29 protein-coding genes are annotated in these 24,939 nt (G+C 67.5%); 13 read left to right on the top strand and 16 right to left on the bottom strand.

What is annotated here, in order from left to right; translation table 11 throughout:
* Positions 1-6: 6 nt before the first annotated feature.
* Genes EH231_RS31450 through EH231_RS31460 form a run of 3 tightly spaced genes read right to left on the bottom strand, consistent with a single transcriptional unit; the run spans position 7 to position 2,654 of the window.
* Positions 7-1,872, bottom strand: coding sequence for a fatty acyl-AMP ligase (locus EH231_RS31450; protein WP_090434684.1), 1,866 nt, complete (start codon positions 1,870-1,872; stop codon positions 7-9).
* 9 nt (positions 1,873-1,881) lie between these two features.
* Positions 1,882-2,325 carry an SRPBCC family protein gene (locus EH231_RS31455; protein ID WP_090434688.1) on the bottom strand — a complete coding sequence of 148 codons (444 nt, stop codon included), beginning with the start codon at positions 2,323-2,325 and terminating at the stop codon, positions 1,882-1,884.
* Positions 2,322-2,654 (bottom strand): ArsR/SmtB family transcription factor, encoded by a 333-nt coding sequence (locus tag EH231_RS31460; protein ID WP_090434690.1) that lies wholly within the window; start codon positions 2,652-2,654, stop codon positions 2,322-2,324. Before EH231_RS31460 ends, EH231_RS31455 begins: the two co-directional genes overlap by 4 nt.
* 104 nt (positions 2,655-2,758) lie before the next feature.
* Between EH231_RS31460 and EH231_RS31465 the strand changes: the two genes are divergently transcribed.
* On the top strand, positions 2,759-3,529 hold the full coding sequence (locus EH231_RS31465) for a DUF899 domain-containing protein (RefSeq protein ID WP_090434693.1): 771 nt from the start codon (positions 2,759-2,761) through the stop codon (positions 3,527-3,529).
* Between the two features lie 45 nt (positions 3,530-3,574).
* A complete protein-coding gene (locus EH231_RS31470; RefSeq protein WP_090434696.1) occupies positions 3,575-5,152 on the top strand; it encodes a class I adenylate-forming enzyme family protein in 1,578 nt (525 codons plus the stop codon).
* Here the strand turns inward: EH231_RS31470 and EH231_RS31475 are convergent, their stop codons facing one another.
* Entirely contained in the window at positions 5,153-6,337 is a 1,185-nt protein-coding gene (locus tag EH231_RS31475; RefSeq protein ID WP_170856511.1) for a cytochrome P450, read from the bottom strand.
* A gap of 64 nt (positions 6,338-6,401) precedes the next feature.
* On the bottom strand, positions 6,402-6,776 hold the full coding sequence (locus EH231_RS31480; RefSeq protein WP_164481100.1) for an NYN domain-containing protein: 375 nt from the start codon (positions 6,774-6,776) through the stop codon (positions 6,402-6,404).
* 98 nt (positions 6,777-6,874) lie between these two features.
* On the opposite strand from EH231_RS31480, the gene EH231_RS31485 reads away from it, so the two are divergent.
* From EH231_RS31485 to EH231_RS31500, 4 genes are read left to right on the top strand one after another with little or no spacing between them, the layout of a single operon-like run.
* Positions 6,875-8,152, top strand: a complete 1,278-nt coding sequence (locus EH231_RS31485; RefSeq protein WP_124714007.1) for a GTP cyclohydrolase II — start codon at positions 6,875-6,877, stop codon at positions 8,150-8,152.
* On the top strand, positions 8,149-9,366 hold the full coding sequence (locus tag EH231_RS31490) for a URC4/urg3 family protein (RefSeq protein ID WP_090434702.1): 1,218 nt from the start codon (positions 8,149-8,151) through the stop codon (positions 9,364-9,366). Before EH231_RS31485 ends, EH231_RS31490 begins: the two co-directional genes overlap by 4 nt.
* A gap of 9 nt (positions 9,367-9,375) precedes the next feature.
* Entirely contained in the window at positions 9,376-10,005 is a 630-nt protein-coding gene (gene upp / locus EH231_RS31495; protein WP_090434705.1) for a uracil phosphoribosyltransferase, read from the top strand.
* A gap of 34 nt (positions 10,006-10,039) precedes the next feature.
* Complete coding sequence (locus EH231_RS31500) at positions 10,040-10,762, top strand: CPBP family intramembrane glutamic endopeptidase (protein ID WP_124714008.1); 723 nt, start codon at positions 10,040-10,042, stop codon at positions 10,760-10,762.
* Positions 10,763-10,794: 32 nt separating this feature from the next.
* On the opposite strand, the gene EH231_RS31505 is transcribed toward EH231_RS31500, so the two are convergent.
* From EH231_RS31505 to ripD, 3 genes are all read right to left on the bottom strand, one after another.
* Positions 10,795-11,577: a hypothetical protein gene (locus tag EH231_RS31505; protein ID WP_090434711.1), complete on the bottom strand. Its 783-nt coding sequence runs from the start codon at positions 11,575-11,577 to the stop codon at positions 10,795-10,797.
* Between the two features lie 56 nt (positions 11,578-11,633).
* On the bottom strand, positions 11,634-12,692 hold the full coding sequence (locus EH231_RS31510) for a M48 family metallopeptidase (RefSeq protein ID WP_124714009.1): 1,059 nt from the start codon (positions 12,690-12,692) through the stop codon (positions 11,634-11,636).
* A 78-nt stretch (positions 12,693-12,770) separates the two neighbouring features.
* Positions 12,771-13,391, bottom strand: coding sequence for an NlpC/P60 family peptidoglycan-binding protein RipD (gene ripD, locus EH231_RS31515; protein WP_090434717.1), 621 nt, complete (start codon positions 13,389-13,391; stop codon positions 12,771-12,773).
* A 347-nt stretch (positions 13,392-13,738) separates the two neighbouring features.
* Between ripD and tenA the strand changes: the two genes are divergently transcribed.
* Complete coding sequence (gene tenA / locus EH231_RS31520) at positions 13,739-14,422, top strand: thiaminase II (RefSeq protein ID WP_124714010.1); 684 nt, start codon at positions 13,739-13,741, stop codon at positions 14,420-14,422.
* 56 nt (positions 14,423-14,478) lie between these two features.
* Here the strand turns inward: tenA and tpx are convergent, their stop codons facing one another.
* Positions 14,479-14,970 (bottom strand): thiol peroxidase, encoded by a 492-nt coding sequence (tpx, locus tag EH231_RS31525; RefSeq protein WP_124714011.1) that lies wholly within the window; start codon positions 14,968-14,970, stop codon positions 14,479-14,481.
* A 62-nt stretch (positions 14,971-15,032) separates the two neighbouring features.
* Between tpx and EH231_RS31530 the strand changes: the two genes are divergently transcribed.
* Entirely contained in the window at positions 15,033-15,926 is an 894-nt protein-coding gene (locus EH231_RS31530) for an aminoglycoside phosphotransferase family protein (RefSeq protein ID WP_124714012.1), read from the top strand.
* A gap of 26 nt (positions 15,927-15,952) precedes the next feature.
* Here EH231_RS31530 and EH231_RS31535 read toward each other — a convergent pair whose 3' ends face one another.
* Entirely contained in the window at positions 15,953-16,276 is a 324-nt protein-coding gene (locus tag EH231_RS31535; protein WP_090434729.1) for a hypothetical protein, read from the bottom strand.
* A 160-nt stretch (positions 16,277-16,436) separates the two neighbouring features.
* The gene (locus EH231_RS31540) at positions 16,437-17,402 is read right to left on the bottom strand and encodes an o-succinylbenzoate synthase (protein ID WP_124714439.1); all 966 of its coding nucleotides are present in this window, start codon (positions 17,400-17,402) and stop codon (positions 16,437-16,439) included.
* A 129-nt stretch (positions 17,403-17,531) separates the two neighbouring features.
* Between EH231_RS31540 and EH231_RS31545 the strand changes: the two genes are divergently transcribed.
* Positions 17,532-17,783, top strand: coding sequence for a hypothetical protein (locus EH231_RS31545; protein WP_090434732.1), 252 nt, complete (start codon positions 17,532-17,534; stop codon positions 17,781-17,783).
* A gap of 18 nt (positions 17,784-17,801) precedes the next feature.
* Complete coding sequence (locus EH231_RS31550; protein ID WP_090434735.1) at positions 17,802-18,464, top strand: MOSC domain-containing protein; 663 nt, start codon at positions 17,802-17,804, stop codon at positions 18,462-18,464.
* Positions 18,465-18,490: 26 nt separating this feature from the next.
* Here EH231_RS31550 and EH231_RS31555 read toward each other — a convergent pair whose 3' ends face one another.
* Together EH231_RS31555 and EH231_RS34685 are read right to left on the bottom strand one after the other, a co-directional pair.
* Complete coding sequence (locus tag EH231_RS31555; RefSeq protein WP_090434738.1) at positions 18,491-19,144, bottom strand: HD domain-containing protein; 654 nt, start codon at positions 19,142-19,144, stop codon at positions 18,491-18,493.
* Positions 19,145-19,167: 23 nt separating this feature from the next.
* Positions 19,168-19,293 carry a hypothetical protein gene (locus EH231_RS34685; RefSeq protein ID WP_277425621.1) on the bottom strand — a complete coding sequence of 42 codons (126 nt, stop codon included), beginning with the start codon at positions 19,291-19,293 and terminating at the stop codon, positions 19,168-19,170.
* A gap of 101 nt (positions 19,294-19,394) precedes the next feature.
* Here EH231_RS34685 and EH231_RS31565 point away from each other — a divergent pair, with 101 nt between their 5' ends.
* Complete coding sequence (locus tag EH231_RS31565) at positions 19,395-20,366, top strand: GlxA family transcriptional regulator (RefSeq protein WP_090434741.1); 972 nt, start codon at positions 19,395-19,397, stop codon at positions 20,364-20,366.
* Between the two features lie 10 nt (positions 20,367-20,376).
* Here the strand turns inward: EH231_RS31565 and EH231_RS31570 are convergent, their stop codons facing one another.
* Together EH231_RS31570 and EH231_RS31575 are read right to left on the bottom strand one after the other, a co-directional pair.
* Positions 20,377-21,066 (bottom strand): Rv0518 family GDSL lipase, encoded by a 690-nt coding sequence (locus EH231_RS31570; RefSeq protein ID WP_124714013.1) that lies wholly within the window; start codon positions 21,064-21,066, stop codon positions 20,377-20,379.
* Between the two features lie 155 nt (positions 21,067-21,221).
* Complete coding sequence (locus EH231_RS31575; RefSeq protein WP_124714440.1) at positions 21,222-22,436, bottom strand: acyltransferase family protein; 1,215 nt, start codon at positions 22,434-22,436, stop codon at positions 21,222-21,224.
* Between the two features lie 410 nt (positions 22,437-22,846).
* Between EH231_RS31575 and EH231_RS31580 the strand changes: the two genes are divergently transcribed.
* On the top strand, positions 22,847-23,098 hold the full coding sequence (locus EH231_RS31580; protein WP_090434861.1) for a hypothetical protein: 252 nt from the start codon (positions 22,847-22,849) through the stop codon (positions 23,096-23,098).
* 18 nt (positions 23,099-23,116) lie between these two features.
* Here the strand turns inward: EH231_RS31580 and EH231_RS31585 are convergent, their stop codons facing one another.
* Positions 23,117-23,677 carry an Rv1352/Rv1906c domain-containing protein gene (locus tag EH231_RS31585; protein ID WP_124714014.1) on the bottom strand — a complete coding sequence of 187 codons (561 nt, stop codon included), beginning with the start codon at positions 23,675-23,677 and terminating at the stop codon, positions 23,117-23,119.
* Between the two features lie 100 nt (positions 23,678-23,777).
* Between EH231_RS31585 and EH231_RS31590 the strand changes: the two genes are divergently transcribed.
* Positions 23,778-24,938 carry an alkaline phosphatase family protein gene (locus EH231_RS31590; RefSeq protein ID WP_124714441.1) on the top strand — a complete coding sequence of 387 codons (1,161 nt, stop codon included), beginning with the start codon at positions 23,778-23,780 and terminating at the stop codon, positions 24,936-24,938.
* Position 24,939 lies beyond the last annotated feature (1 nt).

Below are 24,939 nucleotides of genomic sequence, written 5' to 3' on the forward strand. Positions count from 1 at the left end.
GGGTGGTCACCGCACGCCCAATGTGCCCTCCAGATACTCACCGCGACAGGCCACCCGGGCCAGCTTGCCGCTGGTGGTCCGCGGGATCGCACCCGCCGGAAGGAACCGCAGATCCGCCACTGTCAGTCCGTGCCGGTCTGCCACCGCGGCGCGGATGGCCTCGACCGCCTCCTGGGGGTCGGCGCGGTTGGTGCCTGCCGCGCGTTCGGCGATCACCACCAGCCCGGCGCCGTCACCGTCGGCAGCGGGCCCGGGGGCCGCCACGGCGAATGCCGTGACGTAGCCGCGCCGGACCAGCGGCGAGGCGTCCGCCACCGTGGCCTCGATGTCCTGTGGGTAGTGGCTGCGACCGTCGATCCGCACCAGGTCGGCCATCCGCCCGGTCACATAGAACTGCCCTTCGAAATACACCCCGAGATCGCCGGTGCGCAGCCAGGTGACGTTTTCGGGGAGCCCCTCGGCGTGACTGCCCGAGCCAAGGCGCGAGTGCAGCGAGACCCCGAATGTCTTGCGCGTCTCCCCGGGGCGGCCCCAATAGCCCCGACCGATGTTGTTGCCGTGCAACCAGATCTCCCCGACCTCGCCATCGGGTACTTCCTCGGAGAGCACGTCGGCAGTCGCGGCGTCGACGATCACCGCCCACAAGCTGCGGGCCGGATGGCCACACGACACATGCGCGACGGCGCCCTCGGCGTGCGCGTCGACGCGGACCGCTCGCCCGACGGCGAGTTGCTCGCGGTCGAAGTACACCACTGACGCCTGTTCGGCCGGAGCGATTGTCGAGATCAGCAGCGTCGCCTCGGCGATGCCGTACGACGGTTTGAACGCGGTCGGCGGCAGGCCGTACGGCGCGAACACCTCGTTGAACGCCGTCATCACCTCGGGGACCACCGGCTCGGAACCGATGATGAGCACCACATTGCTCAGATCGATGTCCTCCCCCGCTGCGGGCACGCCGCGCTGTGCGGTCCACTCGTAGGCGAAATTCGGTGCGGCCGTGATGACGCGGCCGTGCTTCGAGGCGTCCGACATCGCCTGGACCCACCGCTGGGGGCGACGGATGAACGCCGTCGGCGACATCAGTGTCGAGTGCCCGCCATACACAGCGGGAAACCCGATCATGGACAGGCCCATATCGTGATAGAGCGGTAACCAGCTGAGGCCGTGGGTGTTTCGGTTCAGCAGATCGATGGACAGGATCATCTGCAGCAGGTTGGTGCCGACCGCACGATGGGTGATCTCCACTCCGACCGGCGGACGCGTCGACCCCGAGGTGTACTGAAGGTGGGAGATGTCGTCGGGATCGACCGGGATCGGGGTGAAACCGTCCCCCTCGGAACCGGGCACCTTGTCGATGAGCTCGACCCGGGGGCGCACGGACTCCGGCATCTTCGCCAGGAACTCCTGCACCGCGGCATCGGCTGCGGCGGTGGTGAGCACTGTGGTCGGTCGGGAATCGAGCAGCGCGGTCTCGAGTCGTTCGGCGTGGCCCTGCAGTTCCGGCGCGAACAGCGGCACCGCGATGTTCCCGGCCTTGATCGCCGCGAAGAAGCCGACGACATAGTCGAGACCCTGTGGCGCGAGGACGGCGACGCGGTCACCGCGCGCGGCGACCTGCTGCAGCCGCGCAGAGACGGCACGGAGCCGCACGCCCAGCTGCGTCCAGGTCAGCTCGACGACCTCGTCCTCGGCGTGGCTGTGGTCCAGGTAGCGGTAGGCGACCAGATCGCCGACATGAGCGATGTTGCGGTCGATGAGCGATATCAGGGTCGTCCCCGGAGGCAGCACGATGCCGCCGGCCTCGTCGAGGCAGTCCTCGATGCGAAGCAGGCCCGCCGGGGCCTCGTATTGAACCTGGGTGCCGCTGTCCATGACCGCAGTCTAGGTCGCGGCTCCCTCGAGGAGGGTTGCCAGCTGCTCGAACGTGAGGATCCATCCGCTGTGGAAACTGTCGAATTCCTCTGGCGGCAAAAGGGAATGCTCGATCGACATCATCGTCTGCCCGTCGCCGGCCGGCTCGAATTCGACGTTGACGATGCTGACCACGGTCGGGTCGATCCAGTTCGAGTTGCTCCAGGTGAAGCGCAGCACGCGGGGCCGCTCGATGGCCAGGAACTGCCCGGTGATCAGTACGCTCGTGCCGGAATCATCGACGTCGAACCGAACGATCCCGCCCACCCGGGGTTCCACCGACACCTCGACGCAGTGAACCGGGCGCGGGCACATCCACTCCCGCAGCGACTCCGGGTCGAGCCACTGGTCGAACACCACATCGGGGGTCGCGGGCATCAGTCGTCGCACGCGGACCGTCGGCGCGTCGGTCATCGGGAATCCGCCTGACGCCGTAACCGTGCGGCCAGCGCATCTGCCCGGCTCGACCAGAAATCGGTCTGCTCGCTCATCCACTGCTGGGCCATCGTCAACCCGTCCTGCCTGAGAGACACCCAGTGCTCGCGACCACGGACTTCGCGCTGCACCAGGCCGGCGGCTTCGAGGACCCCGATGTGACGCGAGACGCCGGCGAAGGTCATGGGCAACGGTGCGGCCAGGTCGCTGATGCGGGCGTCGCCTTCCCTCAGAGCCTCCAGCAGCCGCCGCCGGGTCGAATCGGCCAGGGCCGAATATGCGCGGTCCAGAACTTGATCTTCAACCACCTTGTTGACTATAGCCGCGGGTCGTGGTTCCCTCGAGAAAGGTTATTCAACTGAGTTGTTTAACGTTGGATGAGCGCCGCAAGGGACCGACGACGGGAGTCACCGTGAAGAATCCACCGATCGTGCCGGCAGCGGAATGGCAGGCCGCACTCGACGAAATGCTGGTCAAGGAAAAAGAATTCACCCGCGCACGCGACCGGCTCGCGGCGCTGCGCCGGCGCATGCCATGGACGCCGGTGAGCAAGGACTACGAGTTCGAAGGACCCGACGGCAAGGCCACCCTGCTCGACCTGTTCGCCGGGCGCCGGCAGCTGATCGTGTACCGCGCCTTCCTCGATCCCGGTGTGCACGGCTGGCCGGAGCACGGTTGTGTCGGCTGTTCGTTGATGGCCGACCACATCGGCAACCTGGCCCACCTCAACGCCCGCGACACCACATTCGTCTACGCCTCCCGCGGGTCGCAGGCCGACATCGCCCGGATCAAGGCGCGTATGGGGTGGAGCCACCCCTGGTACACCATGGTCCCCCGGGCCGGCGCAGAGTTCGACGTGGACTTCGGCGTCGATGAATGGCACGGCACCAATGCCTTCATTCGTGACGGTGACCAGGTCTTCCGCACCTACTTCATCAACGACCGGGGCGACGAGGCGTTCGTCAACACCTGGAACCTCCTGGACATGACCGCGCTCGGCCGTCAGGAGAGCTGGGAGGACTCGCCGCCGGGCTACCCGCAGACCAAGCCTTACGAGTGGTGGTCCTGGCACGACACCTACGTCGAGCATCAGCCGTCACGGTGGTTCGGTGACCCGGATCCCGACAACCCCCACGATCCGCGCCCGCCACGCGATGACTGCGCCGCCTGCGGGAGCAACTGACCCACCGCGGGCAGAGCCGCGGCACTCATTGGAGAAGATGGGCGGGTGACGCAATCTCCGCTGACCGTCCCCGCTCTGCTACGGAACAGTGTCGCCGAGTTCGGTGAATCCGTCTACCTGGTCACCCCCACCGAACGGCTGACCTACCTCGACGCCGACCGACGGTCCGCGCGCCTGGCGCGGTGGCTACTGCACCAAGGGGTCGGCAAGGGCAGTCGCGTCGGCCTGTTCTTCCCCAACGGCGCCGAGTGGGTCACCTGGTGGCTCGCGGTGTCGCGGATCGGCGCGGTGGCCGTGCCCCTGAGCACGCTGTACACACCCGCCGAGATCGCAAAGGTGTTGCGCCTGGCCGACATCGGGCTGCTCATCGGTCCCAGCACGGTGCTGAACATCGATGTCGCCGAACGGTTGGAGGCAGCACTGCCCGAACTGGCGGAACACTCCACGAGCCGGCTGGCCCTGAGCGCCGCCCCCTATCTGCGCCGCATCGCGCTGACCGGCGCCGACGATCGGGCGTGGGCGTCACGCGGATGCGACGAGGGCGCCGACGAGGTGCCGGTCGAGATCCTGGCCGCCGCCGAAGCCGAGGTCTCCCCCGCCGACCTCGCCATCATGGTGCACACGTCCGGGTCCACCGCCGATCCCAAAGGCGTCCTGCACACCCATGGGACGCTCGTGCGTCAGACCTCGACCTGGCCTGCCGCCATCCGGGCGGTCACCGGGTCACAGGACCGGTCCCGGATCCTGTGCGCCATGCCGTTCTTCTGGATCGGCGGACTGCTCGCGGTGACCGGTGCCCTGCACGAACCCGTCACCCTGGTGGTCATGCCGAAACTGGATCCGGAAACCGCGCTGGACCTGGCTGAGCGGGAACACATCACCGGGATCGTGGGCTGGCCGGCGTTCACCCAGCGGTTGCGCGACCATCCGTCGTTCGCCGACCGCGACCTGAGCAGCGCACCGATGCTGCGCGACGGCCCGCTGGACATCGCCATGACCGATGTGCCCGACGGATTTCCGGTGCACCGCACCATGTCCGAGACCGCAGGCGGCTTCGTCTTCACCGACATGGCCATCGTCGACGAGCACGGCTCCCCGGTCCCATCCGGGGAGACCGGCGAACTCCTGGTCCGCGGCATCGGGGTCATGGCCGGGTACAACAAGCGCGAACGGTCGGACACCTTCGACGCCGACGGTTGGTACCACACCGGCGACAAGGTGTACCGGCGCGACGGCGATCCCCGCCTGTTCTATGTCGGGCGCACCACCGATCTGATCAAGGCCGCCGGGGCCAATGTCTCCCCGCTGGAAGTCGAGGCCGTCATCGCCGCGTCTGCCGACGTAGCGCAGTGTGTGGTCGTCGGCGTCGACGATCCGCGACGCGGCGAGGAGGTCTGCGCGGTCCTGGTACCCACCGCGGATCTCGACCTGAGAGCCCTGGCCGCCTACGCTCGGGAACAATTGTCCGCCTACAAGGTGCCGACCCGGTGGGCGCTGGCCACCGGTGACCGGATACCGACCCTGTCCAGCGGGAAGTTCGACCGGAAAGCCCTGCGGCAGTTGATCATCGACGAAGAGATCGAGACGGTACGCCTGCAGCCGGCGCACCCACCCGCAAGCTGATCATGCCGCGCTGAACCGTACCGGCATCGAATGGATGCCGTTCATCAGATTCGAACGCACCCGCCGCACCGGCCCGGTGACCTCGAGATCCCTCATCCGGTGCAGGATTTCGGGGAAGATGGCCGCCGCCTCCACCCTGGCCAGATTCGCGCCGAGGCAGAAATGTGTCCCGCCGCCACCGAAAGCCAAGTGCGGATTCGGGTTTCGGCCGATGTCGAACCCGTCAGGATCGGAAAAATGCGCCTCGTCGCGGTTGGCCGACGGGAAGAACATCGCCACCCGATCACCTTCGGCGATGCGAATGCCATGCAGTTCGGTGTCTTTCGTCGCCGTGCGGGTGAACGCGGTCACCGGACTGACATAGCGGAGCATCTCCTCGACCGCCGTGGACAGCAGCCCCGGGTCGGCCACCAGCCGAGCGAGTTCGTCCGGGTGCTCCATCAGTGCCAATGTGCCCGCCGAGACCAGGTTGCGGGTCGTGTCTCCCCCGGCATTGATCATCAACAGGAAGAACATGTTGAACTCGAGGTCGGTGAGGCGCCGGCCGTCCACCTCGGCATCGAGCAGCGCGGTCGCGATGTCATCGCCGGGTTCGGCACGCTTGCGTTGCGCCAGCGCAGAGGCGTACTCGAACATCTCGATCTGAGCCTGCAGCACCGTATCTGTGGCTTCACCGACGTGCTCCGAGTTCATCGTTTCCGTGAGGTGGTACAAGCGGCGACCGTCCTCGTGGGAGATGCCGAGGAGTTCGGCGATCACATACGACGGCAATGCGCCCGCGATGTCGGACACGAATTCGCACTCACCGCGGTCCAGTACCCCGTCGACGATCTCGGCGGCCAGGCAACCGAGCCGCTCCCGCAGCTGGGCGACATGCCGCGGGGTGAAACCCTTGCTGACAAGCGTCCGGAGTCCGCTGTGCCGCGGTGGATCCATCGTCAGCATCATGAGCTCGAGTTGATACGAATTCTCCGGCAGCGGAACGTCGAAGAGCACTCCGGTCCGCTGCGAGGACCACGTCGCGCTGTCCCGGGACACAGCGAGGATCTCGTCGTAACCGGTGAGTGCCAAGAAGCCCGCCCCATCCGAGTACGGATGCCAGGCGACAGGCGCCCGGCGCCGAAGTTCCCGGAATGCCTCGAACGGCATACCCGCCTCGTAGACCGCTGGATCGGTCAGGTCCACACCGCTGATGCTGACCGCATCGTCGACCATGTCGTGACGGTAGTGCACCGCAGCGCCCGGATAATCAGAATCGCTCGATCAGATCGCGGAATCCGGCGGCAGGCTGCACGAACGCACCCGCATCGCGAACCCTCGCGGCCAGCCCGCTGTCCGATGTCACGACGGTGATCTCGCCGGGGCGAGCAGAAGCCCCGACCAGCCGCACAATCTCGTCGTCGGCGGAGTTCGCGGCGGCCCGGGGAGCGCTACCCACATCGACGACAGCAGACTCGATCGGCGGTGTCGTCGGCCCTTCGAACACCACCGTGACAAGGTGTCCCCCGGCCGCGGCCCAACGCTCGAGCCGCTCGACCAACCCGGCCATCGCACCGCGCCGGTCCTTCCACCAACCGTCAGGCCGAGAGCCGATGACGTTCATGCCGTCCACGATCCAGCGCACCCAACCGACGGTACGGGCACACCGCATGCACAACCGGCCGAATCGGGGTTGACTGGACTGTCTCAGCCGGGCGCACGCGCGGAGGAAGGAGCACCGACATGGTGGCCGAATCAGGTGGTGGTGCGCCCGTGGAGCCGGCGAAGGCCCGGCATATCCGGTTGACCTCCCACAGTGCGGCAGCGGGTACCCCGACGATCCGATGGGCCGCGCCGAGCGCTGCCGAGCGCGGTCCGGTGATCGGCACCACCACCACACGCGCGCACCGCAATGTCATCGGCACACACAGCGGCTCGTACAGCGTCTACCGGGCATTGGCCGTCGCCGCGGGCGCGCTCTCGCCGGAGCACCGTGCCGATCTGACCAACACCTCGCCCACCGACGTGGTCGGGCCGTATCCACAGTGGAGCCAACCAGAGGCGATCGTCAGCCTGGATCCGTGGGGCGCGATGGTCTCCGATGCATTCGCCGCTGAACTGGCCGCCGGATACGACATCCGGCCGACCATCGCGGTGACCAAGGCCCACGTGATCGTGCCGGAGATCGCCGCGGCCATCGCTGCCGGCCGGCTGCACCCGGACGGCCATGTGCTGCTGGAAAGCGGTGCGGCACTGGTGACGAAGGCCGCCATCGAACCGGTGTGGTTCCTTCCGGGGGTGGCCGCCCGGTTCGGCTGCACGGAGACCGCATTGCGCCGGGTGTTGTTCGAGGAGACCGGGGGCATGTACCCCGAACTCGTCACCCGTGGCGATCTCGAGGTGTTTCTGCCCCCGATCGGCGGGCAGACCGTCTACATCTTCGGCGCACCAGACGATCTGGCTGATCCGACGGTGGAACTGACCGCACGGGTACACGACGAGTGCAACGGGTCGGACGTCTTCGGCTCCGACATCTGTACCTGCAGGCCCTATCTCACGCATGCCATCGAGGAATGTATCGCCGGGGCGCAGCGCGGAGGGGTCGGTTTGGTCGCCTATGCGCGCAAAGAAGGCCGCGCACTCGGTGAGGTGACCAAATTCCTGGTCTACAACGCACGCAAACGCCAGCACGGCGGCGACACCGCCGACCAGTACTTCGCCCGCACCGAATGCGTGGCGGGCGTGCAGGATATGCGGTTCCAAGAGCTCATGCCCGATGTCCTGCACTGGTTGGGGGTCAGAAAGATCCACCGCCTGGTATCGATGAGCAACATGAAATACGACGCGATCACCGGTTCGGGGATCGAGGTCGGCGAGCGGGTCAACATCCCCGACGACCTGATCCCGGCCGATGCCCGGGTCGAGATCGACGCGAAGATGGCCGCCGGTTACTTCACCCCGGGCCCGGTGCCCGGCACCGACGAACTCAAGATCGCCAAGGGCCGCGGGCTCACCCCATGACCACAACCCTGGACGGCTCGGCGGCTGTCGCGGCCCTGCGCACCACCTCCGCGATCCGCGAACGGGCCCGACACCTCCTGCAGCGGGCGCGGACCGGCGACTCCCCCTGGTTCCTGGTCGACGATGACGCCCTGGCCCATGCCGCCGTAGAGGTCGCCGACGTCACGCGTAACCGATACCCCACGCTCGCCATCCCCTACCACAGCCGGTGGCGCCATTTCGAGGCCGGCGGCAGGGACCGCCGCGCGGAATTGGCCACGCGCACAACCCATGTGGATGCTGACGTCCGGGCCCGCTCGATGATCGACCTGGCGGTGGTGAGTGTGTTGCTGGACGCCGGCGCCGGAACCGACTGGCATTACCTCGAACCCGGTACCGGCCTTGCGCTGACCCGCTCGGAAGGGCTGGGGGTGGCCAGTTGGCACGCCTTCTGCGGTGGGCTGTTCTCCAGCGACGCGGGCGATCCGCTGCGGGCCGATGCCGCCGCGCTGCGCCGCCTCGACGACGAGAGCCTGGCTGCCGCCTTCCAGGTGGACTCCGGCAATCCGTTGCTCGGGCTGGCCGGCCGGGTGCAGCTGCTGCGCCGCCTGGGCACGCAACTGGCCGCTCGCCCTGACGTATTCGGCCCGCACGGCCGGCCCGGCGGACTGTTCGACACGGTGACAGGCCCGACCGTCGCGGCCCACGACCTGCTCTCGACGGTGTTGGACACGTTGTCCGGAGTGTGGCTCACGGGTAATGCCATCGGTGGTCAACCGCTCGGTGACTGCTGGCGGCATGAGGCGGTTCCCGGTCCCGGCCTCTCGCGTGGATGGATGCCGTTTCACAAGCTGTCCCAATGGTTGACCTACTCGCTTCTGGAACCTTTCGAATGGGCAGGCGTCGCGGTCACCGATCTCGATGCCCTGACCGGGCTGCCCGAGTACCGCAACGGCGGTCTCCTGCTGGACACCGGTGTACTGCGGTTACGTGATCCCGCAGTCGCGCAGTCGGACTGGGCGGTGGATGACGAGATCGTAGTCGAATGGCGGGCACTGACCGTCGCGCTGCTCGACGAACTGGCGCCGCTGGTCCGCCATGAGCTGGCGGCTCCGCGACTGCCGCTGGCCTGCGTACTGGAGGGAGGGACCTGGGCGACCGGGCGTGCACTCGCGGCACGCCTGCGCGATGGCCGCCCACCGTTGTCCATCATCAGCGACGGCACGGTCTTCTAGGAGGACACCATGGGCAACCTGCATGTCATCGACCATCCGCTGGTCCAGCACAAGCTGACACTGATGCGGCAGAAGGATGTGTCCACCAAAGGATTCCGCCAGCTGCTCAACGAGATCTCGATGCTGATGAGCTATGAGGTGCTGCGCGACATCCCGGTGCACGAGATCGACATCGAGACACCGCTGGAATCCACGACGGGAGCCGTGATCGACGGCAAGAAACTGGTGTTCGTGTCCATCCTGCGGGCCGGCAGCGGCATCCTGGACGGCATGCTCAGCGTGATGCCGAATGCCCGAGTCGGCCATATCGGCCTGTACCGCGATCCGAAGACCCGGGTGGCCGTGGAGTACTACTGCAAGCTTCCGAGCGACCTGCACGAACGGGATGTGGTGGTCGTCGATCCCATGCTGGCCACCGGTAACTCCGCCGTCGCGGCCATCGACCGCATCAAGGAATATGAGCCCCGCTCCATCAAGTTCGTCTGCCTGTTGACGTGTCCGGAAGGCGTCGAGGCGATGCACCGGGCGCATCCGGAGGTTCCGATCTACGCCGCGGCACTGGATCGGGAACTCGACGAGCAGGGCTACATCGTTCCCGGCGTGGGCGATGCCGGTGACCGGATCTTCGGGACCAAGTGACGGTGTTCGGCCAGGGCCAGTAGCCTCTGGCCGCATGGATGCCGTTCAGGAAGCGCCGACCGCACCGGTCTGGCCCGCTCACCGCTGGGGACTGGGTGCCTTCGTCGTCGTCGAGGCCGTCTATCTGCTCACCTCGGCATCCTTCGGCCTGTTGGCTCCCTCGGGCCCACCGCCGGCCTGGTTGATCACGGTGGCGATCGGGGTGCCCACCCTCGTCGCCGCGGCCTGCGCCATAGGAATCGCGAAGTGGCGGGGCAACGGTCCCCGCATCGACTTCCGGTGGCAATGGTCCTGGCGCGCCGTGGGTCTCGGTCTGGCCTTCGGCATCGGCGGACTGTTCGTCACACTGCCGGCGGCGTTGCTCTACCAGTCGATCGTCGGACCGGACGCGACCTCGGCCGTGGGAGGCATCTACGAGGGCGTGCGGACCACCTGGCCCCTGGCGGTTGCCGTCCTGCTCCTGGTGGCCGTCATCGCCCCGATCTGCGAGGAGGTGGTGTACCGCGGCCTGCTCTGGGGAGCGCTCGAACAGCGGTGGGGGCGCGTCATCGCCGTGACCGTGTCCACCCTGGTATTCGCCCTGGCCCACCTGGAACCGCAGCGGGCCCCGTTGCTACTGGTGGTGGCGGTGCCAATTGCGTTGGCCCGGTTGTATTCCGGAAGTTTGTGGGGCGGCATCATCGCGCACCAGGTGACCAACCTGCTGCCCGGCATGGTGATGATGTTCAGCCTGCTCGGGATGATGCCGACCGGCTGAGCCACACCAGCCTTTCGCGCCTCCCACGCGTATCACCGCTTGCGGTCACGCACTTTGTACGTCGAGGGCCACGACAGGCGGGATTCATCGCCCACCAACGGAGTTCCCGATCCGCCGACCCGAACGTCGTACGCCTCTTGCCCGGCCCCCACCTCGCGGTTGGCGTGCTCCTGGGCCAGATAGTAGAGCTGGTCGATCTCGGCTTCGGAGAACGCCACGAATGTGGTCTTGCGCACGATGTCGTTGATGCCGGCTGTCATGCGGTCGGGCAGGATGCGGGAGGCCAACGCGGCCAGGCCCAGCAGGATGAACGGGATGACCCAGTAGCAGATGAACGACAGCGGAGTCTTGGTATCCAAAATCGTGGCGTCACCCTGCACGATCGGCGGGATCGCCGAGGAGATCGTCATGCCGGCGAATGCGCCAACCCAGATCCAGGTGAGGATCTTGACAATCCGTTGGAACAGGTCGCTTTCCACGACTCCGGGCGGTTGGCCGGCCGCCGCGAACTCCAGCACGAACGGCTTGCCGATCAGCAGGCCCACCAAGGCGACCAGGAAGATTCCCGCGGTGCTCAGCGGCTGGATCCAGCGCTCCATGACGTCCTGGCTCAGCACCAGGGTGAGGATCGTGAGCACGATGAAGGTCGCGAGTGCACCGACCTCCAGAGTGCGCCCCGGCGCCCCGGAGATCCGGCTGATCGCGAACGTCGCGACAGCCGTCGCCAGCGCCACCAGCACGGCGACCAGGAACGGCACGTTGCCGACGAGTACCCAATAGATGATCCACGGCGCGAAGCCAAACAGGATGCCCACGAGCGCCTAGTCTAGGGGCTTACCGTTGATCCGACGGCAACTACCCACCGGCGCCGCTATTCCTCGCCCTGCCTGTTGTTGCGGCGCCACTCGGAGATCTTGCGGCCCATCGAGTCGGCCGCGCTCGTCGCGGCCTGCCCTACTCCGTCGACGACACCGCCCAAGCCGTCCCGGATGCCCCGGATCAACGGATCGTTGGACTGGTCGAAACCGTCTTTGTAATGGCGCGCCGCCGCGCTGACATCGTCAGCCCAGCTCGCCGTCGCATCGTCGGACCGCAGCGGATAGTTGCCGGCCATGATCGCGCCGTATCCGCCGGTATCGACCCACTTGGTCAGGTCCGCCGCTCGAAGCACCGAGAAGGGGTGCGTCTGCATCTCCAGATTGAGCAGTTTGAGCACCCCGTCGCGCATGTCCCCGGTCGCGTCATAGTCGCGTGCCTGTGCGAGGAACGCCTGCGAGTCGAGCTTGTCCAGGTGCCGGCCCGCCGCCAACTTCAGCTCGACCCGGATCGCCATGTCGAAGTCCTGTCCGCACAGCAGGCCCGCGCGGTCCCCCGAAAGTTCGGATTTGCGTTGCCATTCCTGCAGGGCGGCGACGATCGCGCGCAATGCCCAGCCACCGATCGGGACGAAACCGAACGACGACGCCAACCGCATCAGGTGATGGAGCATGGTGCGGTAGACGGCGTGACCGCTGAGCGCGTGACCGAGCTCGTGACCGATGACGAAGCGCATCTCGTCATGCGTCATCAACTCGTACATACCCGAGGTGATGACGATGAACGGGTCCTCCATGCCGATGCAGTACGCATTGACCTCCGGCGACTGGATGATGTACATCTCCGGACGTACCGGAGCGTCGAGCACCCGCACGCAGTCGTCGAGCAGCGCATCAAGGTCGGCGAACTGCCGCGGACCCACCCGCGCCGAACTGGCCAGATACAGCAACCGGTGCTTGCGCTCGCGCAGCATCCCCGACAGCACCTTGAGAACCTGATCGAATCCCTTGAGCCGGCGTAACGCGGTCAGCGCGGTCCGGTCAGCAGGATGTTCCCAGGCCCGCGAACTGATGTCGGGAAATATGGTCCGTGTGGTCGCAGGTGTCTGTTCCATCAGTGCGGTGCGCCCTCCTCGTCGACAGCTCAAAGCCTACGGACAGTTGAGCCGCCTCGGGCGCACAAATCTCGGGCGTCAGGCGATGATGCGGACCAGGTAGGGAGTCATGCCCTCACCGCGCACCGGGGTGACCGCGACCGCGGGCTCGGTGCCCTGGATCATCTGGTTGTTCCCGAGGTAGAGCGCCACGCTCTGGGTGCCCTCGGGTCCGTAGAAGATCAGGTCGCCGGGCAGCGCCTGGGCGGGCAGCACTTTCTGCCCCACCTTGTACTGCTCGCCGGACGACCGCGGCATCTTCACCCCGGCTCCGCCGAACGCGTAGACGATCAACCCTGAGGCATCGAATCCGACCACATTCGCCGACGGATCGGGCACCGCCGCGACGCCCGGGGTGGTCAGCACGGGCGCCGACACCGCCGGCGTGGACAGACCCGGGATCAGACCGCCGCCTGCGAGCGACGGGGTCACCGGGGCCACGCCGGGAGCGGGCAGGGTGCGGGCGACACCACGGGTCGGCCCGTTGATGTCACCGCCGCCGTAGCTGAACGGAACGCCGCGCTGCGACATCGCGCGGGCGATCACGAGATCGACATAGCGCTGGTTGCCGGTTGGGCGTTCGATCGGTGCGGCGCCGGCCAGTCCGGGAGCCGCGACCAGGAATGCCAGACCGAACAGAAGGGCAAAGGTACGTCTCATCGAACATCAACTCTCTCGACCACCAGAAGGCGACATCGACTGCTGGTCGTGGTCAGTCGAGTCAACCATTTGTACCGCTCGCAGAGCGGTTTGCCCAATTTGCATGGGGCACAAGCTCAATCAGATGCAGTACCGTGACCGAACAGTGACCGCACACGGTGTCGGCGGTCGTTGCGCCCGTGCCGGCCGCTTCGTCACCGGGACCGGCAACCGGCTGAAGTCAGACCGTCCTGAGCAAAGTGGCCGGGACAGGTCCGGTTTGGCCTGCACCGTGGTGAAAATCGTTGTGGTGCACGGCCCGCCGGGGAGGTACACACCGTTTGCGGGTCACCTGACACCATGGTGGCATGCACCCCGATGCGAAACCGCAATCCTGGTCGGCCCGGCTCTGGGACGCGATCGAGCCGACGTTCTCCGCGATTCTCGCGCACCCGTTTCTGACCGGCCTCACCGACGGGAGCCTGGCCGACGGGGCATTCGCCCACTATGTGGCGCAGGATGTGCACTACCTGCGCGACTATGCCCGCGCGCTGGCGATCGTCGCCGCCAAGGCCCCCACCCTGGCCGATACCGCGATGTTCTCCCGGCACGCCGCCGAGGTCTTCGATGTCGAATTGGGGCTGCACAGCGAACTACTCCCCGAGCTGGGGCTGGATATCGAGGCACTGAACGCGACGCCGGTCACCCCGACCACACGCGCCTACACCAGTTATCTGCTGGCCACCGCCTACGGCGGCACCTTCGCAGAGGGGTTGGCGGCGGTCCTGCCGTGCTACTGGATCTACGCCCGGGTCGGAGCGGCGCTACTGGAACGCGGATCGCCTGATCGGCGGTATCAGCGTTGGATCGACAGCTACGGCGGCCAGGACTTTGCCGCGACAGTCGCCGAGGTGCTCGACCTGACCGATCGGCTCGGACCGACACTGGGCGGGGCGGACGAAGCCGCCGCGCGAACCCATTTCGTGGTCACGTCGAAATACGAGTGGATGTTCTTCGATGCGGCCTATCGCCGCGAGCAGTGGCCGGTCTGACCGCCTGCCGGTCCCTCACCGGCGCGAGGCGCGCCGGTGAGGAAAGGTAACGACGGTCAGAGCGCAGCCAGCGCGGCGTCGTAGTTGGGCTCCTGAACGATCTCGGGCACCAGTTCGGTGTAGGCCACGTTGCCGTCGGCGCCGATGACGACGACGGCGCGTCCCAGCAGACCGGCCATCGGACCGTCGGCCATGGTGATTCCGTAATCCTCGCCGAAGGTGTCCCGGAAAGCCGACGCGGTGATGACGTTCTCGATGCCCTCTGCTCCGCAGAAACGGTTCAGCGCGAACGGCAGGTCCTTCGACACGCACAGGACCGTGGCGCCGGCGGCAGCGGCCCGTTCGTTGAAGGTGCGCACGCTGGCGGCGCAAATCCCGGTGTCCACCGACGGGAAGATGTTCAGCAGCACCGACTTGCCCTGGAACTGGTCATTGGTGACGGTGCCGAGATCGGTGCCGGTGACCGAGAAGCTCGGGGCCTGGCTGCCGACTGCCGGCAGGTCGCCGACCGTGTTGATGGGGTTTCCCTTGAAGGTTATCTGTGCCATGGGGCACAGTCTGTCAAAACCGGGTGCCCGGCGGGTGGGCCGGGGTGCGACGATTGACGGCGATGATCGATCTGCCCGAGGCGGTGCGCGCGATGGGCACGCGGGGACCGCAGTGGCAATCGTGGGTCGATGGCCTGCCTAGACTGATCCGGGCCCAGTTCGACGAATGGGACCTGCGTGCCGACGGGCCGGCGCTTCACGGCTACTGCTCGATCGTGTTGCCGGTGCAGACCGGTGAGGGGGTGCCCGCAGTCCTCAAGGCCGCCTTCCCCGATGACGAGTCCGAACACGAACACCTGGCGCTGCGCCGCTGGGCGGGTGCCGGTGCGGTCCGGTTGCTGCGCGCCGATCCGCACCGCCGGGTGATGTTGCTGGAACGGTTGGAGCAGCGAAACCTCAACGAGCTCTGGGACATCGAGGCATGTGAGATCGTCGCCGGACTCTACGGCCGGCTTCATGTGCCTGCGCTGCCCCAGCTAAGGTCGCTCACCGAGCACACCGAACGATGTACCGCCGACCTGACCCGACTCCCCCGCGGTGCGCCGGTTCCGCGTCGACTGGTGGAGCAGGCGATCACGCTCGGTAGAGATCTGGCCACCGATCCCGCCGTCAGCGGCACTCTGATCCACGGCGACCTGCATTACGAGAACGTCCTCGCAGGCGACCGCGCGCCATGGCTGGTGATCGATCCCAAGCCGATGAACGGGGACCCTCACTACGAGGTCGCGCCGATGCTGTGGAACCGGTGGGATGAATTGGCCGGGTACGTTCGCGACGGCGTCCGGCGCCGGTTGTCGGCCCTGGTCGATGCGGCCGGACTGGATCCCGACCGGGCCAGGGCCTGGGTGATCGTCCGGATGCTGCACAACGCGATGTGGGAGCTGACCGAGACGCCCGAACCCGACGCGGACTGGTTGACCACCTGCGTGGCGATCGCGAAGGCCGTGCAGGGCTGAGACGTGCAGACGCGTCGATCGACGCCTCAGATGACTTTGTAGGTGAGGTCGTACAGTGCGCCCGCTCCGTTGAACTGCTGGGTGAGCTCTCCCCGCCCCAACTCGTCCGAGCGGATGAAGATCGAACCCACGTCCTGCATCTCGTCGGTGCGCAGGTCCACCTCCCTCAACACGATCTCCAGGTGGCCGTCGAACGGCAGCAGTCGGTCCAGATCCACCACATCCCCCTGGCACATCGACACAGCCTTGAACTGGAATCCATCAGCTCTGCTGATACTGAGCTCGTCGGTCCCACCGGAGTCCTGGGTCCTTACGGCCCGGAGTTCCGACAGCTTGGCGAACAACGACATGGCATCCTCCGTTGGATCTTCCCGCCAGCGGTAGCTGACGCAGTCGATTCTCGAGTTGCCTGCCCGTCGCACACATGCGTAGTGCGCTACTTGAATCTGTTCGGCCGAGGCTTCCGGGGCGCATGTCCTGGTGAGCCGGCCGAAACGGCATCGGGGCTGATCACGATGCTGATATGGCGCTCCGCAGACGCTCACGCCACCATGCCGAGCGCTCCGGGTCCGTGACCGCGTAGCGCTCGAGTCGCTCGCGCTGCGGAGCCGGGGGCATCGGCGCCACGGGTAGGTAGCCATCGACCGGAACCAGCGAACGCGAATCCGCGACCAGGTCACCGGCGAGAAAACCCCTGGTTCCCAGCTCACAGGCGAACGGCAACCGGGGTAATGCCCCGGCCAGCGCGAGTCCGGCCGCCAGGCCGATGGTCGTCTCCAGCGTCGAGCTGACCACACAGGGCAGTCCACACGACTCGGCCACCCGCAACGCCCGCCGGGCCCCGCCCAACGGGCCGCTGGCCAGCACAGCGATGTCAGCCGCTTCGCCGAGCCGCAGGGCCATCGGGTCGTCGGCGTTGCGGATCGACTCACCGGCCGCGATGGGCACCTCGACCTGCCGTCTGACCTGGCCCAGCTCCTGCACCGTCCGGCACGGTTGTGCGACGAACTCCAGCCCGCCGGCCGCCCGGTCGAGGGCCGCGATCGCGGTGACCGCGGTATCCGGATCCCACCGCCCCTTGGCGTCGCACCTGATGACACCGCCCGCGCCGAGCCCGTCGCGCACCGCTCGCACCCGCTCGACGTCCTGCGCCAGTCCCCCCGCCCCGACCTCGACCGCGGCCGTCCGGCAGCCGGACGCCGCGGCGATCTGGTGAGCGCGGGCGGCCTCGACGGCGGGAACGGTGACCGCGATCGGCACCCGCCCACGCACCGGATCGGGCCAGCCGACGGTTCCCGGCTCGGTCGCCGCGGTGAGCCAGCGGACCAGCGCGCGCTCGCCCGGCAGCGGGCTGAACTCCCCCCATCCCTGCGGCCCCTCGAGGAGCATGCCCTCGCGAGCGGTGAGGCCACCGACCCCGTCGGTGGTCGGAATGGCGAACACGGGCGCACGGTCGAAGTCGATCAGGGTCTGCACAACCACGTGACGCTAGCGGACCGGCCCGGCCACGGGCCGACAACGGGACAACTGCCGGTGTCTGTCCCGCGCGCGGCCTAGACTGCGCCCATGGTTCGGGAGCAGGTGCCGCTCATGAGGAGACAACCAATGACGAGCGCAGTGTGGCGCGGAATGTTCACCGTGGTGTCGGCCGCGGTGCTGTCGGCCGGGTCGATGGCGGTGGCCACGATCGTGACGCCGGCCCCCAGTTCGGCGTGCGCGCCGGGAGAAACGGGCGTCACCAACGGATGCTCACCGTTCTGTGTGCCGGGCAGGCAGCTCGACCTCGCGACCGGACTGTGCCTGCCGGTGCCGCCACCGCCGGCCGTCCCGAATGGTGTTGCGACACCCGGTTACTGAGCAACTACGCTGGCTGTCATGGCGCAGGTACTGACGGTCAACGTCGCTCACCCACGACCCAACACGGCCGAGGGCCGTGCCGTCACCGGCATCGACAAGCGCCCTGTCGACGGGGCGGTCGCGGTACGCGCTCCCGGCCCGATGCACGGCGGCCTCGGTAGTGGCCTGATCGGCGACACGATCGGCGACCAACAGTTCCACGGCGGGGACGATCAGGCGGTATACGCGTACGCGCGGGAGGACCTCGACGTCTGGGAGTCCGAACTGGACCGTGAGATCGCCAACGGGGTGTTCGGGGAGAACCTGACCACCGCGGGCATCGACCTCACCAACGCCGTCATCGGTGAACGGTGGCGGGTCGGGTCCGACGGACTCGAGCTCGAGGTGTCCCGGCCGCGTATCCCCTGCCGAACCTTCGCCACCTGGCTGCAGCTCAACGGATGGGTCAAAACCTTTACCAGAGCGGCGATTCCGGGCGCCTATCTGCGGCTGGTGACACCCGGGTCCGTATCGGCCGGCGATGAGATCGTGGTGACCGACCGGCCCGACCACGACGTCACCATCGGATTCGTGTTCCGGGCCCTGACCCTGGAGCCGCAGCACCTACCCGCGATCCTGCGGGCTGCTGCCCTGCCCGAACCTCTGCGGGAACTCGCCGAACGACGCACCGGCGCGAGCTGAACCGATGAATCCGCCAGCGGGGCAGGCTATTGCGGCCAGCTGTTGTTGCGGATCACCTCGACGAAGTCCTCGCGTACGAACGAATCGTCGAAGTGCGCCAGCACATCGGCGTTGACGGTGCCGAACGTCGAACCCGGTCGCTGCCGCACCCCGTCGGCGAACGCGTGCAGGATCCGGTTCTTGAAGTCCGGCCTCGGATGCGCCGAGGTGACGGCATTCAGATCAGCCGATGTCAGGTTGTCACGGCCGATCCCGAGCACATCGGTTTCGACCCCCGCTGTCACCAGAGCGATCTCAGGATCGAGGAACTCGGGGATGCCCGGCGTGGTGTGCAGCGCTATCCCCAGCCAGACCTTGCGTGCGGCGGCCTCGTCGACCCCGCGCTGCAACAGAAAGTCCCGCGCGGCATTGGCACCGTCGACCTCGAAACGCAGTTGTGAGGTCGTGCGGTACCGCTCGGTCAGCCCGAGGTCGTGAAACATCGCGCCCACGTACAGCAATTCCAGATCGGGCGTCAGCCCGATCTGCAGGCCCTGTAGCGCGCCGAAGTAGAACACCCGGCGGGAATGGTGGAACAACAGGTCATCCTCGACGTCGCGGATGTACTCGGTGGTCTCCCGCACCAGTGCGGTGTCCGGCAGTTCGATCCCGGCGATGTTGCCGGTCAGTGAAGTCGTCATGGTGTGTCTCCCTCAAACGCGGATCAGTAGACCAGACCACCGGTTGTGCGGCCGGTCAGTTTGAAAACCGCACCGAAACCAGGGATTTCAGCGGTGTCCCCGGCCCCGGGCTGGACCACTGTGACGGTTGCACCTGTGGTGGATGACATGTGAACCTCCTTGTCGCCGTGCAACCAGTCTGCGACGCGGACCCTGGCAATGCCCATGTCCGATGCGCCACCTTTCCCACAGAAAGCGACACAATGGACGGATGGCACAGGCGGTGGGGCCACGCGAGGTCGTGATCGTGGTCTTCGACGGGATGAAACTGCTCGATGCCGCCGGACCCGCCGAGGTTTTCGCCGAGGCCAACCGGTTCGGCGCCGACTACCGCCTGCGGATTGCCTCGGTCGACGGTGCCGATGTCACCAGCTCGATCGGCACGAGGTTCGCGGTGACCGACCGCATCGCCGAGATCGACGGCGCCGACACCGTATTGGTGTCCGGTGGAGACGATCTGGTGGGCCGGCCGATCGATCCCGGGCTGGTGGCAGCGCTGCGGGACCTACCCACGCGGACCCGGCGGCTGGCGTCGATCTGCACCGGGTCCTTCATCCTGGCCGAGGCCGGCCTGCTCGACGGCCGCCGGGCCACCACGCACTGGCGTCACGCACGGCTGCTGGCGCGTGCGTATCCCACGATCTCGGTCGAGCCCGATGCGATCTTCGTCCGGGACGGAGACGTCTACACCTCGGCCGGCGTATCGGCGGGCATCGACCTGGCGTTGGCTCTGGTGGAGGCGGATTGCGGAGCCGACCTGGTGCGCAATGTCGCACGGTCACTGGTCGTGTACCTCAAGCGTGCCGGCGGCCAGTCACAGTTCTCCACACTGGTCGAGTCGGATGCGCCCGCCGAGTCGGTGCTGCGGCGGGTCACGAGTGCGATCGCAGCCGACCCGACCGTGGACCATAGCGTGAAAAGCCTTGCGGCACTGGCCTCGCTGAGTACCCGGCAGCTGACCCGGCTGTTTCAGGCCGAACTGGGCACCACACCGGCGCGCTACGTCGAAACGGTGCGGATCGATGTCGCACGCGCGGCCCTCGATGCGGGACGCCAGGTCGGAGAAGCCGCCCGCCTGGCCGGGTTCGGCAGCGCCGAGACCTTGAGACGGGTGTTCGTCAATCACCTCGGGGTGTCGCCGAAGGCCTACCGGGACCGGTTCCGCAGCACGTCCAGCGGTTGAGTCCATGCGGTCAGACCCAGCGCGGCAGCTCCTTGCCGATGAGCGGCGCGATCTTGTCGGCCATGTAGGCATGTCCGGCGTCGGTCGGGTGGATGCCGTCGGCGCCGATCAGCTCAGGGCGATCGAAGAACCAGCGCTCCGCGATCGGATCGACGAACGTCGCACCCACCTGCCGAGCCTGGTCTCGCAGGATGTCGCGAACGCCCAGCAGATTCGGCGGAACATCGGGACTCACCCACGGCGGCCCGATCACCAGCATCCGAGCGGCGGGCGCGGTTTGCCGGGCCGTGGTCAGGGCGTCGTGGCTCAAGCGGGTGACCGCACCCAGATCGGAGTCCTTGTCGTTGCGTGACCCGAAGAAGACGATCAACGCGTCGTCGGGCTGCACCGCCCGGTTGGTCAGGTCCGCGAAGACGCTGCCGCGGTTGCCGCGGGCTTCGTAGCCGGCGCCCCCCTCGGCAAACACATCGGCATCCACCTGCACACCTCGTTGCGCCAACTCCTGCCAGGCCAACGGAGCCCAGTTCCTCGGCCCCATGCCGCCCTCGGCGACCATGCCCGTGGTGTAGGAGTCCCCGATCACCGCGATGTGGTTGATCTGGGGGTCCAGGCCCGAGGTGACATAACGCCGCTCAGGGGCCTGCGCGAACAGCCCTACCAGGAGGGCGAGCGAGACGACGAAAGTGGTCAGACGACTCACTGCAACCTCCACTCCCAGCGAGACTCAGTTCGTCCCGGACCGAAATACCGGAACAGCCTATGGGGTGAAGCTGGGCCGTAGATAGGCGGTCGATGACACAGCGATAACAAGGGCATAACAACCTGTCGCACAGCGGGTTTGGATGGTTACAACCGTCAGCCCGCGCGCGCCGGAACCTCGTCGGACCGGTCCTGGGACTCGGTGTCGATCCGGTGCAGCCTGGTGTTGGCCTGCTCGACGGGCCGGATGTCGACCATTCGGCGCATCCACCGCCTGGCCGGCTCCTCGACGAGGTGATAAAGCGCAATCGCGCCTACCACGGCGATCGCGAACAGGCCCACAAGCGTCGCTTTACCCGAGAGGGTGGGCGTCAGAGTCAGCTCGAACTGCCTGGTGGTCCAGATCCAGGCGGTATGGACCAACTCGTGCACCATGTACAGGCCGAACGAGATCTGACCGCCGTAGACCAGAAGCCGGGTGGACAGCAACGCCGGGAGGCTACCGACGCCGACAGCCAGGGCGACCACCTGCGGGACGAACAGGATGTCGACGATGCCGCCGGCGTCGCCGACGGTGTTCATCGGGTGCTTGTCGAAGAAGTACAGTCCGCCGATGATGACGACGCCCAACACGATCGACAGGTAGCCCGCGCGCTTCTGGGTCCGTTCCGTCAGATGCAGCTTGCGTACCGCGGTGCACGCCAGCGCACCAGCGGTGAACTGCATGACGATCCTCGGCAGCCAGCTCCACGGGGTGTAGAAGTGCCCGGTGGCCATCAGGAGCACCACCGGCGGCACGGAGGCGGCGATGGCCAGCAGGACCAGGCTCCGCGCCCGGGTGGCCCGCGCGATCCTGAAGACGACCATGATCAGCGCCCCGAACAGCAGGTAGGCCAGCCATTCGGCACTGATCGACCAGGCGGGCCCGTCCCAGCTCGAACCGTCGAAATAGGGCTGGAACCACAGTTGGACCAGGAAGAGCTGGCGCACGTAGCTGACGGCGTTGTAACCGCTGGTGTCCTCGGGCGGGATGTGGCCGACGTTGAGGGTGAAGATCAGCCACAGCGCGGCCAGGTGCAGCGTGACCAGATACACCGGCCACACCCGGGACAAGCGCAGCCACAAGAAGTGCAATGTGGCCCGGGCGGACCAGGTCGGCCCCATCCGGTCGATGTAGTTCCAGGTCAGGACGAATCCGCTGAGGATGAAGAACAGGTCGACGCCCTGGGCGCCCCGGTCGAGCACGGGAGCCAGCGCCTCGGTGACGTCGGGTGCCACTTGGTAGAGCAGGGGTCGGAAGTGGAACAGGACCACCCACACCGCCGCAACGATGCGCAGACCCGTCAGGGCCTTGATCTCTGCGCCGCGCACAACACCCTTTTCCGTATCCACTCAGCTGATTCGTCACTTCGCTGTTTCGTCATGTCACCGCCGCGGCTGGCCGGGCGGATCGGCCCGCGATTGGCGCAACCGGCAGCTCTCGCAGACTAGCAGCGTGCCGTTGCGCGACGCGCTGCCCGCGCGGTGTGCGCTTCCTGGGCGACACCACAGGGCGGGTCGCATCGGGCTCGGGTGACCTTGTGCAGCAAAGCAATTGCCGATACCGGCGTCGACGTGGGACTCGCCGTGGTCAGAGACGATGCGGCGTGTCCGATTCCTGGCAGTCGGCTGAGTGGCCGGATAGGCTCGGGCCACGTGATCTCTCGGGGAGGTTTGAGATGACCAGCATCATCGAGCGCTGCGCCGCGGGCATCGGCACTGTATTGGCACCACTCGGTCTGATGGCGGTAGTCACGGTGGCGGCGCCGGCCGTCAGCAGTGCCGACTGCGGCGCCGGAGAATGGTGGGACCCGGTGGCCAGTGTGTGCCGCCCGCCGGTCGTGCCGTTGGGCTGTGAAAACGGCGCGTGGTGGGATCCGGTGGCCAACACCTGTCGCCCGCCCGTGGTGCCGCCGCCGCCGCTGTGCGACAACGGCTGGTGGTGGGACCCCGTCGGAAATGCCTGCCGGCCGCCGCTGATCCCGCCGGGCTGATCGCTCAGCGCCGGGTCATCACGGCATGGGTACCGAGGAACCGTCGTAATTGCGGGCGTTGTTGTTGAGTGAATCCATCCACGCGCGCAGCTTGGCCTGGCCGACCAACGCCGGGATGGTGCCGCCGCCGCTGGCCGGGGCGTCGGGAGCGGCGTCGGTCGGCTGCCAGGGCTGGCAACCACTGGTCTTGAATGCCTTGTCGGTGGCTTCGATCGTGATGACCTGCGGCTTCTTCGTGAACGCGTTGTCGATGATGTCGCCGCCGTGCAGATCGGCCATGCGCTTCCAGTAGCAGGTGCCGCCCTCGACCGGTCCGGCCGAGGCGTAGTTACCCGGCTGGATATCGGTGCCGACCATGAACAGGCCGTCGTGGTCGATCGCCTTGCCGGCAACGGGTGCCGCGGCGGGGGCAGCTGGCGCAGCGGGATCGGCGGGGGCCGGCTCAACGGGACCCGGCGGTGGGCCCGGAGCGGGGATGGGCGCGGGCGCGTCCGGATCGGCGCCGGCGATGCCACTGAACGCCCCACCTGCGGACACCACCAAGGCGGCGGCGAAGATCACGGCTCTCATCGGCTTCATGAAAACCCAGCGTACCGGGTACGGCGGGATGGTCGGGCCCACTCGCGGGGAGGTCTGCATTGCCGGAACCCGCCGGCGTGATCTGTGGCACCCTCGCGGTGTGGAGCCGCCGTCACCTGATCCCGATGCACCCCACCTGGCCGACGTCGTTCCCTCGGTCCTCGCCGCGATGGGGGCGCCCGGATTCGAGGCACGGATCCCGTGGCCCGGACCGATCCGGGGCGCATGCGTTCTGTTGATCGACGGGCTCGGGGCCGAACTGCTCGCCGCCCACGCCGCCGATGCGCCCGTCCTGACAGCTCTGGCCGACCAGTCGGCCAACCGGACCCTGCACGTCGGGTTCCCGTCCACCACGGCGGCGGGACTGGCGGCGATCGGCACCGGATGCCGATCGGGTGAGCACGGTTTCGTCGGTTACTCGTTCAGGGTTCCCGAGGCCGGCCCGGAATTCGACATCGTCAACGCGCTGCGGTGGCGCCCCCATCCCTGGGGGCCGGACCTGCGCGACCGCGTGGTGCCCGAGCTCATTCAACCGTCGCCGACCACCTTCGAGCGTGCCGGGGCGGCCGGATTCGAGGTCTCTGTGGCCTCGGGCGCCCAGCACACCGGCTCGGGATTGACCCGGGCGCTCCTGCGCGGCGGACGCTATGTCGGGGTGCACGCACTCGGCGATCTCGCGGCCGCGGTCATCGCAGCCGTCGCGGGCAGCGGCTTCTGTTACGGGTACCACGCCGACCTCGACCTGGTGGGCCACCTGCACGGGCCCGGGTCGGCCGCCTGGCGCATGCAGTTGCGCCAGGTCGACCGGCTGGTGGAATCGGTGTTGGAAGCCCTGCCGTCAGAGTGTCTGCTGACCGTGGTGGCCGACCACGGCATGGTCACGGTGGACCCGGCCGCCGTGGTCGACATCGACGAGTGCGAACCGCTGCTCGTCGGGGTGGCCGCCGTCGGGGGCGAAGCCCGCGCTCGCCACGTCTACACCGCGGCCGGGGCGGCCGATGACGTCCTGGCGGCATGGCGCACCACTCTGGGGGATTCCGCGTGGGTGATGTCGCGGGAGGAGGCAATCGGCGCCGGATGGTTCGGCCCGCGGGTGCGCGACGACGTCCGGTCCCGCATCGGCGATGTCGTCGCCGCGGCCCGCGACACGGCGGCGTTGCTGCGGCGGACCGTTGAGCCCATGGAGTCAGCGTTGATCGGCCAGCACGGCTCGCTGACGATTGCTGAACAATATGTACCGCTGGTGTCTGTAATTGGATGAG

It is taken from the genome of Mycolicibacterium nivoides, from assembly GCF_003855255.1.
GTDB lineage: Bacteria > Actinomycetota > Actinomycetes > Mycobacteriales > Mycobacteriaceae > Mycobacterium > Mycobacterium nivoides.